Source organism: Salinimicrobium xinjiangense DSM 19287 (assembly GCF_000423585.1).
Lineage (GTDB): Bacteria > Bacteroidota > Bacteroidia > Flavobacteriales > Flavobacteriaceae > Salinimicrobium > Salinimicrobium xinjiangense.
In genome coordinates this window covers 234,559-249,215 of sequence record NZ_AUIG01000001.1, presented here as the reverse complement: position 1 = coordinate 249,215, position 14,657 = coordinate 234,559, and the positions used below count along the sequence as shown (strand labels likewise).

14 protein-coding genes are annotated in these 14,657 nt (G+C 33.7%); all 14 read right to left on the bottom strand.

Annotated features, from left to right (window positions below; all coding sequences use genetic code 11):
• Positions 1-173 precede the first annotated feature (173 nt).
• Positions 174-941: a hypothetical protein gene (locus G564_RS20625; protein ID WP_245583640.1), complete on the bottom strand. Its 768-nt coding sequence runs from the start codon at positions 939-941 to the stop codon at positions 174-176.
• 437 nt (positions 942-1,378) lie between these two features.
• Positions 1,379-2,329: a GNAT family N-acetyltransferase gene (locus tag G564_RS19730; protein ID WP_051205228.1), complete on the bottom strand. Its 951-nt coding sequence runs from the start codon at positions 2,327-2,329 to the stop codon at positions 1,379-1,381.
• A 205-nt stretch (positions 2,330-2,534) separates the two neighbouring features.
• The gene (locus G564_RS0101125) at positions 2,535-3,650 is read right to left on the bottom strand and encodes a glycosyltransferase (protein ID WP_029036033.1); all 1,116 of its coding nucleotides are present in this window, start codon (positions 3,648-3,650) and stop codon (positions 2,535-2,537) included.
• A 63-nt stretch (positions 3,651-3,713) separates the two neighbouring features.
• Entirely contained in the window at positions 3,714-4,826 is a 1,113-nt protein-coding gene (locus G564_RS18260) for a glycosyltransferase (protein ID WP_051205227.1), read from the bottom strand.
• Positions 4,827-5,023: 197 nt separating this feature from the next.
• On the bottom strand, positions 5,024-5,758 hold the full coding sequence (locus G564_RS18255) for an FkbM family methyltransferase (RefSeq protein WP_051205226.1): 735 nt from the start codon (positions 5,756-5,758) through the stop codon (positions 5,024-5,026).
• Positions 5,759-6,147: 389 nt separating this feature from the next.
• Entirely contained in the window at positions 6,148-7,041 is an 894-nt protein-coding gene (locus G564_RS0101100) for a GNAT family N-acetyltransferase (RefSeq protein ID WP_029036031.1), read from the bottom strand.
• A 100-nt stretch (positions 7,042-7,141) separates the two neighbouring features.
• Positions 7,142-8,269: a glycosyltransferase family 4 protein gene (locus tag G564_RS0101095; RefSeq protein WP_029036030.1), complete on the bottom strand. Its 1,128-nt coding sequence runs from the start codon at positions 8,267-8,269 to the stop codon at positions 7,142-7,144.
• A complete protein-coding gene (locus G564_RS0101090) occupies positions 8,266-9,120 on the bottom strand; it encodes a polysaccharide deacetylase family protein (RefSeq protein WP_029036029.1) in 855 nt (284 codons plus the stop codon). The genes G564_RS0101095 and G564_RS0101090 overlap by 4 nt, the downstream gene beginning before the upstream one ends.
• Positions 9,121-9,193: 73 nt before the next feature.
• Complete coding sequence (locus G564_RS19725) at positions 9,194-10,099, bottom strand: glycosyltransferase family 2 protein (RefSeq protein ID WP_051205225.1); 906 nt, start codon at positions 10,097-10,099, stop codon at positions 9,194-9,196.
• Complete coding sequence (locus tag G564_RS19720; protein ID WP_029036028.1) at positions 10,096-10,938, bottom strand: glycosyltransferase family 2 protein; 843 nt, start codon at positions 10,936-10,938, stop codon at positions 10,096-10,098. Before G564_RS19720 ends, G564_RS19725 begins: the two co-directional genes overlap by 4 nt.
• Positions 10,939-10,991: 53 nt before the next feature.
• Positions 10,992-11,885 (bottom strand): glycosyltransferase family 2 protein, encoded by an 894-nt coding sequence (locus G564_RS19715; protein ID WP_051205223.1) that lies wholly within the window; start codon positions 11,883-11,885, stop codon positions 10,992-10,994.
• Positions 11,886-11,953: 68 nt separating this feature from the next.
• Positions 11,954-13,084 (bottom strand): TDP-N-acetylfucosamine:lipid II N-acetylfucosaminyltransferase, encoded by a 1,131-nt coding sequence (locus G564_RS0101070; protein ID WP_029036027.1) that lies wholly within the window; start codon positions 13,082-13,084, stop codon positions 11,954-11,956.
• Between the two features lie 101 nt (positions 13,085-13,185).
• Positions 13,186-14,199: an ATP-grasp domain-containing protein gene (locus G564_RS18235; RefSeq protein WP_037373241.1), complete on the bottom strand. Its 1,014-nt coding sequence runs from the start codon at positions 14,197-14,199 to the stop codon at positions 13,186-13,188.
• A 14-nt stretch (positions 14,200-14,213) separates the two neighbouring features.
• Positions 14,214-14,639: a GNAT family N-acetyltransferase gene (locus G564_RS0101060; RefSeq protein WP_211224603.1), complete on the bottom strand. Its 426-nt coding sequence runs from the start codon at positions 14,637-14,639 to the stop codon at positions 14,214-14,216.
• Between the last annotated feature and the right edge of the window lie 18 nt (positions 14,640-14,657).

Sequence of the window (14,657 nt, the reverse complement as noted above, 5' to 3'; positions counted from 1 at the left end):
GTTAATTCGGGATTCATGAATTCGAAAGCCGGGGGGAGCTTCCACTAATACACAAATGTTTTTATCTTACTCCCTAAGTTCTTTTTTCCAGTCTCTCCTTAGCCTTGCCTCCAAATGACCTGGTCTCCTGTTCCCCAAGTCTCCAGGTATCCATATCTCCCCCTCCCACAGTCCTAAACAACCACTTCCATTCGTTTAATCTTTTGTTGTCTCAACTTTCGACGCCTTATTATTTTATTGTACTTCTTTTGGGCCAGGTAATAATAGATCACAAAGAACAGGAAATACATTACCATAGATTTTTGTCGCATGATTATTCCCAAATTTGACATTACAAAAGTCATAGCAAAGGATGACAAAAGGAAAATCGTGATGCTCATTTTAACCATAGAAGGTGACTTTCTGATAAAATTAATAAAGTCTTTCTTCAGAATCTTCACGAACAGGATTAGATAGATCAAATTTTCGAAAGAGGTAATTATCCCCAAAATATTCGGGGCATCAATAAAAAGTGGCCTAAACCAAAATGTAAAAAGCTTTAAAGTCAAGGGATATGATGACATATCCACCCCTGAACCGGCCCTTCCCAAATCTTCCGAGCGCTTTTCGGAAGTAGCTTCAAATTCCTCAATAAGATTATCAGATCCCTGAAGTCCCATCACACCCAGGATCTGATCCTGGAGAAGAAAGAGACTACCAATCATCGTCACGGAAATTAATGCCTTTTTCCAGAAAGCAATTTTTTCTTTTCCACTCATGTAGCCAGTTACTGCGCCAACGGCGACAAACATGAAAACATGGGGACGTATATGAAATATTATAATAGAGCCTAAAATTAGAAGGTATATCCTTCCTTTCGGATTCCCAATGGCATAGGTAAACATCATCAAACCCAAAAAAATGGGTGCTCCCTTGCCCAATGAGGCTGTCCAAAAATGCATGTTAGGGAAAAAGAGAATCAAAGTCAGTAAATCTATTTTTTTGAAGACTTTAATTTTGAGGGGAATTTTTTCCCTAAAAAAAAGATAGGCATAGAGAAATCCTAAATAGCCAGACCACGCAAATGTTAGCATCAACATGTCATAGTTGAAACCCAGCTTATAAAAGGGGTAGGACAAAAAATTAATAAAAGTAGTATCTGTTCCAAAAAGCTCAAACCAGGAACCGGAAAAAAAATTTAGATCATTCCAATATCTTATAGAATCTGAAGGATTGTTATAAGCATACCAGGAATAAACTCCATAAAAAATTAGATGGTAGAAATATAAAAAATTCATTTTCTTCCTAGAGAACCAGGTATGCTTCTTTTGGAAAACATTTATGATTGCCTGATTGAGCAAAAAGAAAATTATAATCAAAAATAAGATTCCTATCATCGTTAGAACAGTTCAAGGTCGCCAATACTATTGTTCCAGCTCTCCATTTTAAAAATTACATGGTTCACTTCTTTTTCCAGATTGAGGGAATTAATAGTTAGTATCGGGCCAAAATTGCCGGAGATGGATGGAACACCTGGAGACATTAAAGATGGAGAAAAACTTATAAATTGAGCATTAAAAATTTGGCTAAACCTGTTGAGTTCTTTCCTGACATTTTTTTCTCCCTCTTTCCCTTTACCATGAATACAGTCTGCAATTCTCAATTCTTTTATTCCTTTTCTATTTTTTACGTAAAACGCAATATAAAAATCATCAGAAGCAAACACTTCATATTGTTGCAAGGGATTAATTTCATATCTCCACCTTAAAAACTCCCGGGATTTGGGAGTGAAAATTTTTTCTCTGTCTTTTTGACTTCTATTCCAAAAAGTACACAACGACTGAATTTTATTATCTGTTGACCTTAAGGAGATACTGTAACTGACTCTTTTTTGGGTAATCTTCCAAAAAGAATTCAGGGGTACTTTAAGGCCTATTTTGATCTTATTTACCTCAGACCAACCCATTTTCAGATAGCCCGGTCTGCTCTTATCATTGGGAGTATTAAAAATAAAGTGAACTCCTTCTTTTTTAGCTATTTCCACAGCCTGTAAAGTTAGCTTTTTAAAAATTCCCTTTCCCTGATGCTCCGGATGAGTTGCAGTGTCAACAGCCCTGAGGGCCGAAAAAACTTTTTCCTCTTTTTGCCACTGCCACCTCATAAGAGCTCTTACTCCAATAATCTTTTTATTTTCTTCCGCTAATAATACTATAGATTTTCCAAAAGGATTATTTATATGCTTATATCTCCAGACCTCTTCGGAAAGCTCTAATTGATCCTCTCCAAGGCTGGCTTTTAGCACCTCCACAATTTCTGGAATATCTTTTTCTGTTGCTTCTCTTATAATCATTATTTATACGAATTTCACGGATTTTGGATTTCACGGATTTTGTGAAGCTACACCAAAAATATAATTCCTAATTCATCAACCTCTTCCAACTTCCTCAACACCGACCATTGAGTACTGATCACTTTTTACTTCCGTCTTCAAGTCTCCAAGTCCCCAGGTCCCCTCGTCTCCTCTTCCCCAAGTCTCCATGTCCCCCAGTCCTACTTTACTTCTTCAGAACCTCACAGTAAATCTCCTCCAGCTCATCTACCATTCCTCTCAAGCTAAAACCTTCGACAACGCGTTCTCTCGCTGCACTTTGCATCTTCTCTCTTTGAGCATAATCTTGTACCAGAACTAATACCTGGTCCGCAAGACACCTTTTATCTCCCACTTCACAAAGCATTCCATCTATACCATCCCGTACAACCTCCACTACACCACCGGCTTTGGTGGAAACTACTGCACATTGCATACTCATGGCTTCCAGGAGGGCTACAGGCAAGCCTTCAAAGTCTGAGCTCATCATAAAGATGTCCATGGCTGAAAAATATGCCACAGTATCTGTCTGAAGCCCCGGTAAGACTACATGTTTTTCGAGACCCAATTCCCTGATCATACTTTTTATTTTCTCCTCCTCCGGACCCGCTCCCACTAATATTCCAAAAACATTTTCTGAATTTTGAGCTATTTCGCTAAAAGCCTTCAACCACAATGGAATATTCTTTTGTTCCCGGAATACTGCAATATTTCCTACTACAATTGCGTCCTGAGGAATAGCGAATTGATCCCGAATTTCTACCCTTCGCTTATCATTCCTTTTAAATTTCGCAGTATTCACCCCGTTCAGAAGCGTTCTAACCGGAATGGTCGGTTCAATATTATTTCTAATAGAAGTCGATACATCCTCAGAGACTCCTAAAACCATGTTTTGGGAGTTGAAACTCATTTTGTTGAGAGATCTGGTTGCAAAGTGATATCGCTCCTGGATATTATGTTCCGTATATAACAGAGGAATCTGGGTCTTTAAATGTACTAACCGTCCTAAAAAACCTGACCAGGGCAAATGGCAATGGATTACATCGATCTTTTCCTTCCTGCAATAGTGAGAAACTTTAGAAGTTTGCAACAGTAGGCTCAAATTGTTCTTAACAGGAAAACAGGTAACTTTGCCGCCATGCCTTTTAATTGTCTGCACCATCTGATCCTTCCAGGGCAAGAAATAAATATAATGAAATTCAAATTGGCTGTTGTTGTGGAGAGATAAAGTTTCGGGTAGGAGCATTTCGGCACCTCCCCTACCAAGGGATTTTATAATGTGAAGAATCTTAATTTTGGACATTGCTTCTTATTGCTCCGACAAATTTAGCTCAAAGTCAGAAGGTCGCAAGGAATTAGGAATATTTTAATCTTTACAGACAGCTTTTTTAGACCCCATAGGGGCTCGATCTTCCAAAACCTTTTCGTAGGCTTCAATAAATTTCTTGGCTATCGTTTCATTCATGAAGCTTTTTCTAACCATATTATAAGCCTGCTCGATCTTCTCGTCGTTGTTACCTTCCAGGATTTTCATAATTGCGGTAGCAAAAGCCTCTTCATCGCCTGCCGGAACTAAAATACCTGTTTGCTCTGTAATTATTTCCGAAATTCCTCCGACGTTGTAGGCTACCACCGGAGTTTTGCAATACATGGCCTCCAGAAGTACCCCGGGAAGTCCTTCGATTATACTGGGGAGGATAAGGACATCTGCAGACTTAATATATGAAAGAGGATTATTTACAAAACCATGAAAAGTAATGTTATCCAAGTTTTTTTCCTCCTCACCGATTTCAATTTTTCGTCTTAAAGGTCCATCTCCTACCAGGTGCAGGTGAATATTAGTGTTTAGATTTAAAATTTTTCTAAATATTCTTAGAAGCCCAGGATGATTTTTTTCAAAAGTAAAGCCTCCCACGTGAACTATGTGCAGGCTTTTTTCAGGCTTATAATTAATTTCTTTAATTGCTGATACAGCTTCTAATCCGATCGGAATTACCTTCGTTTTTCCATGTAAAAATGGAAAATGATTTAAAATATCTATTTTGGAAGCCCTGGAAACCGAAATAACAAAATCTACATTTTTATAAAAAAGAGAATTTAATCTTTTTTGAAGTGGCGATGTTAAATATCTCCCAACCTCACTGGCATTTCTTGAAATAAGAGGTGTTTTCCACCCGAAGATTTTTTTTGAGAATACTGCGTATTTCAGTGTGTCTCCGGCATTAGCTTGAATGATATCAGGATTGAAGTCTTTTACAATACAGGCTAATTTTTTCCATGCAGGAATATCAAAAAATCGATTTTTTGAAGATGCTTTTAAAGAAATAATCTCTCCATCAAATGGCAAAATAGCTTCTCCCTCAAAAAGAGTTACAATTTTTACCTCGTGACAAGATGAAATCAAGTGAGTTGAAAGCTGACAAGTAAAAATCTCGGCCCCGCGGTTTTGGGGCTTTTGAATGAGATGGAGAATTTTCATTTGGTATTAAAGTTTAAATCCAAGTCTATTATAAAAGGTGGATTATCATAAACAATTCTATAGGACTTTTAATTTTTCTATTTTTTAATTTTTGGTTCCCACTTTATAAACCTTCCAAAATCAATTCACAGTTCTTTATTAAAGCTGGCCAATTCGAGCAATTATCCACAATTGTTTTAAACTATCTCTAAAAGAAATTACAATGAGTTTACAGTACGTGTATTAATAAACAAGATATTCCCGAAATTGTTTCCTTCAGTTATACGTTTGTTATAAACCTCGTATAAACCATAAAATTGAAAATCATTCTGACGTGCGAAGTCAAATAGCTCATTAATGTATGTATTCCTTTTATTTAATGGAGAAAAACCTACTTCGCAATAGATTGCCTTTATTTTTGATTCACTTATCATTCTTGAAAATCCCTCTAGAACTTTTATTTCATAGCCCTCTGTATCAATTTTCAATAAATCTATTTCAGAAATATTATTCTCCTCACAAAAAATATCTCCAGTAGTTACCTTAATAGTTTCTTTTAAATGATCATTTGTACTCATAACTTCCTTTTTAAGGGAATTAAGGTTAGAACTTCCACCTTCATAAAGATTGATTTCAATGGATTCTTTCCTATCTCCAAAAGCTAGGTTATTACAAACAATCCTCTTATTATTCTTGGTATTCTTTACCAATTCTAGAAAAGTCTTTCTCACAGGTTCAAATGAATAGATCGTTGCTTCCGGAAATTTTTCATTATAAATTACCGCAGTTTGTCCCGTATTTGCTCCAACATCAAATACTGTTTTCAATGGCAGACAAATCTTGTACTTCAAATCGTTAAAACGATCACAACCAACCGGAAGGTGGTCTTTTTTATATATCCAGTATCCTGTTGTTCGGATAATCCATTCTCTTACTTTCGTCTTAACCCTCATGATTTTCTATTTAAAATTTCTGCTTAGAATTGGCAAAAACCTAGTTAAAGCTTTCGTAGAAAGTCGTTCAAAATTTTAAAATAAAATTTTCCTGTCTTTCCTATTAAAAAACTGAAATTCCGGAAAGATATCTTTTTCTGAAGCTCCAGAAACTGAAGCCACTGAGTTTATTTTTTATAAAAAAGGAGAATACCTTTTTTGAAAAGTCGACTTATTATAGCCTCCACCTTTCACTGGCATTATGGAACAGAATAGGAGCTTTTCAGCTAAAAATGAGCTTACCAATACCAGTTGGTTACCTTGCTTCTGCAAATGTTTTTTTGATTGCGAAGAAAACATCTCTGCACCCCGTAATTGGGACTTTTGGATCAGTTGAAGGATTTTCATTGTCAAAGTATATCTTCAAGATCACCCAACGAAAGATCCCATTTATCCAGAGCTAGTTTTGGCTGATAATATACAAAACGATAGTTATTTGTCTTTAATGAAATAGACAATGTTTTTCCTAATTTATTCGAATGTTCTAGGTCCACCACAAAAAACACTTTTTCATGGGCTAAAATACCCTTTATCAAAGTATTCCTTTCTTCTACCCTCCCGCTTTTCTCTAGTACCACCAAGGACCGAAGACCTTTAATAGTTTTCACCTTGTAAATACAATGATTATTTTCTGTTGAGTTTTTAAGAAAGGCTATTTTATAATCTCTTTTTGTTTTTACACTAAAACGCCATTTAAAATATTCCTGACTCTTTAATACAGAAACATTGTCATAACCGGATTGAGGACTTTCATTAATTGATGAATCGAAATTATCAAAACCAAATTTTAAATCAATTTTTTTGCTAAATAGAACAGGCTTGATATTATAATTTATTGGTTGGATTTCTTTCCATCCCTTTTTTAAAAACCCATTTACACTATTTTCATTAGGAGTACCAAAAATCAGAGAATATTCATTATTATCAACTTTTTCATGAGCCATGGAAATTAGCTTAGAAAATATCCCCTTTCTCCTTCCCCTTGGCATTACTGCTGATTCACATGACCTCAAGGCTTTAACGGGCCCTCCGTTTATCATCAATGTGTAGATCATGAAAAAATTACATCCAACAATTCCCTCATCATCCCTGGCTATAAATCCTAAAGATTTACCAAACACATTGTCCTCATGTTTCCAATCAAAAATCGTTTGATCAATACCTTCCTCCATACATTCATTTAAAACAGATATTACTTCCGTTTTATGCTCTTTATTGTAGGCTTCATATATTATTTCATTCATAAGTCTTTACATTTAATTTAGTAAAATTTTAAACAACCAGGTCTGAATTCTCTTATGTAACTCAACAACTCCTGTAGTATCTTACTTATAATCAATTTTCCTAATTTTCATTCTCCTTTCTATAACCGGTACATATCTTCTTATAAAAATTCGCCATCCCATCAACCATAGCTTCCTCAGTGAACTTTTTTTGAAATATCTCGAAGGAATAACTTCCAAATTTTTTCCTTAACGAGGGATCATTTTGAAAAACCTGTATTTTTTCTGAAAGATCCTCAGATTTTTTGGTTTCAAAAAATAAAGCATTCTTATTTCCTTGTGCTACCTCTTTGTGTTCTTCAATATCACTTAATAACAAGGGTAATTTCACAGACATAGCCTCAATTACACTCCCCGGCAAGCCTTCATATAATGAAGCAGAGACATAGACATCAGCCTTCCGTAAAATGGTAAAAACATCACTTAAATATCCGCAAAATTCCACTGTGTTCTTCAAATCATGCTCATGAATAAAATTTTTTATTGCTTCTGTGGCAGCTCCTTCCCGTCCAATGATTTGTAACTTTAATTGTTTTTTATGAGGAACAATTGCTTTCAGGAGATAAATAAGTCCTTTTTGATATTCTTGTCTAGCCAATGTAACCAAATACAGCTTTTCATTATTTTTCAAATCCCTCTGGTCATTACTGGGAGGATATGGTCTTCCCCTTTCTACCACGGTATAGGCAATTTCTCTACCATACACATTAATATAATGTTTGGCAACTGCATGACCTACAGTATGGAAATGATCCACCATCCTTGAGGTAATTTTATCCAAATACTTAATGCCATAGCTCTTAAGCCTCAAAGACCGACTTTTAAAGTCCCGATCTTCGGAATAAGTTTTGTTTACCAGACTCTCTACAAGCAGTGTTTTTTTTCCAACAGATGCGAACCGGCCGATCATATTAGATTCAAATAAAATGGTATGAACTATATTGGGTTTATAAATAGATATTAATTTACTAAAGTTCTTTACCCGGGATAGAAAATTTTGCCCAGGTAATTTGGTGACTTCAATGCCGTTCTCAGCTAATTCTTCATAACATCCCGGCATATACTTTTCCAGATAAACACATTTGAAATTAATATCCTTATATTTCTGATTAACCCCTAATATAAATTTGGCAGTTGAATTTTCTGCTCCTCCTCTTCCAAAGGAATTTATAAGAATTAAAATTTTCATTTTTTTACTTTTCTAAAGAAACCCGATACTCTTTTTATTACAGGTAAAAACTTCCCATGCCAACCACTCAGTATAAATCGCAGCTTCCACATAGAAGTACTGTCATTAACTATTAAGCGGGAAATTCTTAAAGGACTGACATTTACTTTATTTACTTTATGATCAAATAAGAAAGCAAGCTTCACTCCATTTTTCTTTAAAATTTCTTCAGAAATTTCTGAATAATTTCCATTGGGATAGGCAAAAGTGTCAGCAGCTAAACCTAGGTGGGTTAAATTTTTTTTTGATTCTACCATTTCATTCTCTAACTCTTCAACCGTGCATTGATCAAACATAGGATGAGTGTGAGAATGATTTGCAATGTCCACCCCTCCAAATTGCAATTCTGTTAATTGGACAGAAGTTAATTGTGGATAGACAGGAGAAGATTTTTTTGATTTTTCGCGAAGTGACTTCAAAAAGTCAAGTCTCCTTCTATTTGTCCAATTTTTTACTTCCCATACCTTTTGATTTCCTTTCTCCGTTCCGATATAGTATTCTATTTCATCCCACCAGAATGGAATTGCTGTATCTATTAAATCGGTGATAATAAAAATAACTGCAGGTATATTATATTTTTTTAAAATGGGAAAAGCATTCTCATAAACAGTCACATCACCATCGTCGAAAGTGATCAACAAGGCATTTTTTGGTAAATCCTGTTTATCCAACAGGTATCCCCTCAAAGCTTTTAAGTTTATGAGTTGATATCGCCTTTTGAGAAAATCCAATTGCCTTTCAAATCTCTTCTGATCATTGACCTTATGATAAGCTAAAACTCTAAGATTTTTATTTCGGAATATGTTGGTCAACGGTCTTATTTTAGAAGTTTGAGGCAAAACTGGTATGAACAATGTCCATGAACTAAGTCTTGTATTTTTTATTTCAGGAAGATAATTTTTGATGCATATAAGAAGCAGTTTTTAACGGCAAGAATTCATATGCTAATCTAACAATTTTGATTTTAGCATTCCTCATTGATTTGGGAATCTTATTATAATAAAATCTCGCTGCTGTTATATCTGAAAGATGATAATTTAACCACATCATTTTGTAGTAATAACGTTGTTTCAATTGCATGTTATTGTCAATTACTGAAAAGTGCTGTTTCAGAAAAATATTATACGCCTCCCCAATCTTCTTATAATTTTTAGATAGTCGATCACTTCCGGCCTTTCGAATATTTATTAAAATTTCTTTGGAATAAGTGTAATCAAATTCCTGAACAGTCCTCAGAAAAAATTCAGTATCCTCTGCAGCAGGTAATTTTTCATTAAAATAGCCGCAGGTATCAAATACTTCTCTCTTAAATGATATTCCAGAATTCGTTCCTATATGAAGTGAATTTAAAAAGGTAAGATAGGGAGTCTCAAGCCTTTGGGGCACCCAGGAAAATTCTTTGTTGGAGTTTTCGTCAATATATCGAACTCCTGTCCACATAAAACCAACTTCTTTAGAACTGTTCCTCAATAAATTATAACTGTTTTCTAAAAATTCAGGTTCATAAAAATCATCACTATCCAGTAAAGAAATGTATTCACCTTCACTTTTTTTAATTCCGTAGTTTCTTGCAACGGCAGGACCAGAATTTTTTGATAATTTAAAACATTTAATCCTGGGATCATTAAAATTTTGAATTACGTCCCAGGAATTATCTGTAGAACAATCATCTATCAAGAGGAGTTCAAACGAGGTAAAAGTTTGAGACATCACACTTTGAACTGCATTATATATAGAGCTTTCCCTATTATAAACCGGTACTACTACAGAAATTAAACCTGTTTTTGTCATTTAATTGTTGTTAAATAAATCATTTTAATAAGTGCCTTTACATTTAGAGGTCTGGATATCCAGGATTTCAAATAGAACCTGGAAGATATTTTATACCTCGACATTTTCTCTAGCAAGTAACCAAAAAAATAAAAAACCTTTGATAATTCTTTAGGGTTATCTTTATAAAGTTCATTATGTTTCCTATAGGAATAGACAAGTGACTTAAATTGATTTTCTAAGGTATTGCTTTTTCTTTTCTTTGTGCCTTGGAGGTAAGTTGATAGAACTTCAGGTATTATTTTTATTTTCAGATCCTCTATTTGACAAATTCTCAACCCCAGTTCATAATTTTCTCCAAAAGTAATATTCGTATCATACATTCCTACCTGTTCTACTAAGCTCTTCTTATAACAAATACTTCCGGCTAAAAAATTCGAAGTGCGATGTTTGTATAATGAATTTTGCCTTATTGGTTTAGAAATATGTTCATTACCATCAACAACTGTTTTCATCGACCAGGTTAATATGTCATATTCGCTAAAAGCATTGCTAATTAGTTTTTTCAATAAGTTAGCATGTAGTATATCATCTCCATCCAAAAAGATAATAAATTCAGCCCTGGATTTTAAAATACCTGTATTGCGCGCATGACCAACTCCGGAATTATTCTGGTAATAATATCTTATTCTGTCATCACTTAGAAATGGAAGAATGAAACTCTCTGTATCATCTGTAGAGCCATCGTTAATTACAATTAATTCCCAACACCCGGCGCTTTGGTTTACAACACTTTCAATAGATCTCTGAATCTTTTCTCCAGAATTGTAAGTAGGAATTATGATTGAAAATTGAGTCATCAAACAATTTAATTTACAGAGACATTTTTTTTATTAATCATGTGATCTTAGGACTATTTAAGATATACCAGGTATAATGACTTAAGCCAAATTTTTATATTGAAAAAAAATGCCGGAAATTCCTTCTTTTTAATAGGATAAAAAAAGTAGTAAGTTATGGATTTTAATAGGTAAGTATAAGTGACCTGGCTGCCGGTTTTGTTTAGCTTTAATTCCTTAATTGCCATATATCTTGCTAAACACTGGTGTTTACTAAAGGTTGCATAATTCCTCTTGAAAAACATTTGATCATCGTGTTTTCTCACAAGTACTAAAACCCTGTTTACAAGACCCACTTTGACGTTTTTAGATAAGTGTTTGATGATCATAAGAAATTCTTGAGAATTTCTTAATTTATCAAGATAAGGCTGTGCGTCTAAAATATCCCGCCGCCACAATCCATCATTGTTGCAAAACCTTATCTTACCTACAACAAAATTCTCAAGAAAATTTGGCTGACCGGGAAAAGTGTGATGCCAGTAATCTCCAAGAATTTTTCTACCGGTTCTTTCGTCTTCTTTAAAGAATCTGGACCGGCAAAAAACCACGTCATATTTGTCACTAACTATTTCATTAAGTTGGATCTCCAAACATTCTGGTTCTAATATGTCATCAGAATCCAGCCATTTAATGAATTTACCATTAGACATTTCAAAACCGTAATTTCGTGCATCATTTCCACCTTTAAGCATGTCATGAGGTCTTTTATAATATTTTATTCGTTCATCTTCTAAAAAAGGAGCTACAACTTCTCGGGTATTATCCGTTGAACCATCGTCAACAATAATTAACTCCCAGTTGGTAAAAGTTTGGTGAATTACAGATTGTAAGGTTTCTGCTATTAAACAGCCTCTATTATAACTGGGAATTACAATACTTACTAAGGAAGAGTCTTTACTTTTATTCACAGTAACTTAATATTCTAAATTAACTTTTTTCTTAACTGAAGAGTTCTTAACAGCACACTACAAGAATTTTATTTAAATAAATTTTTATAAATTTTATTAAAAGATTCTGGAGAGAATTCTTTCATAATGATGTCTCTATTATTCTTTTGTTCAGAAAGTGTCAGAGGCTCAAGATCTTTCTCATTATTAAAATCTGTTTCCCAACTAAATAAAATGAGACCTAAATCACGATAATATCTAAGCAGATTATTTTGTTCTCTTAAAAAGATTTTTGACCCCAAAGCTAGTAGATATGTTATATTGCCCGCTCCTTCCTGTCGTAAATGACCAAAAAAAACGACATCTACGGTTTTCATTTTTTGAAAGTATAATGTTTGATCCATAAAAAGTTTTAAAGGCTCATATTTGTCTTTAAAATTTTTTAAGCAGAAATTATTTACTTCCTGTATTGTTTGTGGTGATCCATAACTTAGGGGAACAATTAAATCGGAAAATGAGTTTTTAATCTGTTCATCATTTAATTTACGCAATATTGTTAGATGATTACCTGAAGTAGAACCGGAATTATTTACCATAATTACTTTACTTCTAGTCTTGAAACCATCAAAATTAGACGTAAAATCGTGGGTAGATCCGTAACCAAACTTCCTATATTCCGCTTTTGTATCGAAATTATTTTTAAGCAACAGGTAATCATAATAATTCCAAAAACAGAAAAAATCCAAATTCTTGATAAATGTTTTTAATTTTCTGTTTTTTTTAAATTCTAGTATATTAAAATAAAAACCCCGCAGTAAGCGCTTAATTTTTGCCTGAAAAATATTGACCTCTTTATCATAAAGTTGATATCTTCCTGTTCTGTGTAAAAAGTTATATATATCAGCTCCATAAAAGATCCAAAAGACTCTAAATTTAATCTTCTTCTTTAATTCGATAATGAGATTAAGCTTGTAATTATCTAAAAAATGTACAAGAAGGTTTACCGCTTTTTCACCTTTTGTTTCTGATATAATAAATTTTTCAACCTCCTTATTGTTAAAGTCAAAGGTGAAAATATTATGGGCGGGATGCACATACTTCAAACTTTTTTTGTGTGGATTGTTAACTATAAAAATATTGCAGTTTGGGTAATGGTTTTCAAACCTTTCCCTAGCAATATTTATAAATTTTTCATCATTGCAGAGATGAATATTTAACATTTTAATTTTTTATTATAATGAAATTCTATTTTGGAATATTTTCGAAAATAAATTATCAGGTTCACCCTTTCAAGAATTATAAATTATCCGGTTACACGATTTTATTTTTCTACAATTTTCAGAGGCCTTATAGTCTTCATCATTTTTAAACCATCCTCAAAATTGAGGTCTTCTTGCTCATAGCTGTTGAAATTTAATAGGTCAACAAGTACTTTTGGTAAATTGGCTCCAGCTAAGTGAGTGAAAGGATATCCCCCGCCAAAGCGACAATTCATTTCCAAGATGTAAATTTTATCTTCTGTTAAAAACCAATCAGAATCCATATTCCCAATATGTTTCATCTTTTCGGATAATTTTTTTCCTAAATTCTGAAGTTCAGTGTGGTTCTCTGTTATGGCACTATCAGTTTCACCAGATCTCATGGCCGTTTTTATCTTCACAAAGGTTTTTAAATGCCTGCCTTCCAAATCATTAAATATATCCAGACCGTATTCCTGCCCATTCACCCATTCTTGAACAAGTACTGCCTGTTCTAATTCGGCACGGGACTCAAATTGTAAGTATGAATCTTCAATTTCTTTTTTTACTTTTTGGTAAAAAACTTCTAACTCCAGAAGATTATCTGCTTTATATATTCCGATTGATCCCATTCCCCATCTCGGCTTTACAACCACGGGAAAATCTAAAAACCCTTTTTCTACTGCATTTTTAGCTTTCTTTAAATCTACATAAGTTGAGGGGGTATTAAATCCATTTTGCACCAGGAAATTATAGGACTTCCATTTATCATTACAAATCTGAGTAACCTCATAATCGGAAACTATGACAATTACTCCGTTTTTTTTAAACAGATCCTTTGACTTAGCAAGTATCGGCAGGTCTATATCAAAAAGTGGAATTATGGCATGGATGTCTTTTTTTTTGACATATTCTAGTAAAAAAGATATATAATTTTCGTCATATATTAGTGGAGTAATTACATAATCATCGGCCACATTCAGAGCAGGTGAAAAATGGGAATTAGCGGCAAATACTTTTCCATTACCATTTAAGGCTTTTTTAAAATAGTCTACCATGTAGGTTCTTCTTCCTGCCGAGGTTAATAGTATATTCATAATCTTAATTAAAGCTATAAGCTGATTTCCAATAATATATCTTTTTCCTGTCTGCTTATTTCCATAAAGCCCATTTTTTTGTAAAGTAGAATAGCCCTTTCATTATTTTCCCAGGTTTTAATTTGAACTTTTTTCATTCCTTTTTTTTTAATAACCCCCAATGCTTCGGAAAGTAAATATTTTCCTACACCTTGTCCCTGATAATCTTTCTTAATACCAACCAGAGGGATGTACGAAATATAATTTTGTATATCATTTGCATAAAACATTAGAAAACCAAGAATTTCGCTTCCTTGGTGAGCCACCAAAACAACACCATACTTCATTACCTTATTTAAATATTCCTCAAAGGTATTGAGGTTGCTTTTCTCCAGTATTCTTCTTCTTAGGCTGGGATCAAAAGCTGTATCCATTTCCTCGAGAATTTCAATAACTTTCAATTTTGAAGAATTAGTCAT

What these genes read in the sequence shown, in the direction of transcription:
- G564_RS18255 (WP_051205226.1), bottom strand. Translation starts at nt 5,758, where the DNA reads ATGAGGGTTAAGACGAAAGTAAGAGAATGGATTATCCGAACAACAGGA.
- G564_RS18235 (WP_037373241.1), bottom strand. Translation starts at nt 14,199, where the DNA reads ATGAATATACTATTAACCTCGGCAGGAAGAAGAACCTACATGGTAGAC.
- G564_RS19730 (WP_051205228.1), bottom strand. Translation starts at nt 2,329, where the DNA reads ATGATTATAAGAGAAGCAACAGAAAAAGATATTCCAGAAATTGTGGAG.
- G564_RS0101070 (WP_029036027.1), bottom strand. Translation starts at nt 13,084, where the DNA reads ATGTTAAATATTCATCTCTGCAATGATGAAAAATTTATAAATATTGCT.
- G564_RS0101100 (WP_029036031.1), bottom strand. Translation starts at nt 7,041, where the DNA reads ATGAATGAAATAATATATGAAGCCTACAATAAAGAGCATAAAACGGAA.
- G564_RS19720 (WP_029036028.1), bottom strand. Translation starts at nt 10,938, where the DNA reads ATGACTCAATTTTCAATCATAATTCCTACTTACAATTCTGGAGAAAAG.
- G564_RS19725 (WP_051205225.1), bottom strand. Translation starts at nt 10,099, where the DNA reads ATGACAAAAACAGGTTTAATTTCTGTAGTAGTACCGGTTTATAATAGG.
- G564_RS18260 (WP_051205227.1), bottom strand. Translation starts at nt 4,826, where the DNA reads ATGAAAATTCTCCATCTCATTCAAAAGCCCCAAAACCGCGGGGCCGAG.
- G564_RS0101095 (WP_029036030.1), bottom strand. Translation starts at nt 8,269, where the DNA reads ATGAAAATTTTAATTCTTATAAATTCCTTTGGAAGAGGAGGAGCAGAA.
- G564_RS20625 (WP_245583640.1), bottom strand. Translation starts at nt 941, where the DNA reads ATGCATTTTTGGACAGCCTCATTGGGCAAGGGAGCACCCATTTTTTTG.
- G564_RS0101125 (WP_029036033.1), bottom strand. Translation starts at nt 3,650, where the DNA reads ATGTCCAAAATTAAGATTCTTCACATTATAAAATCCCTTGGTAGGGGA.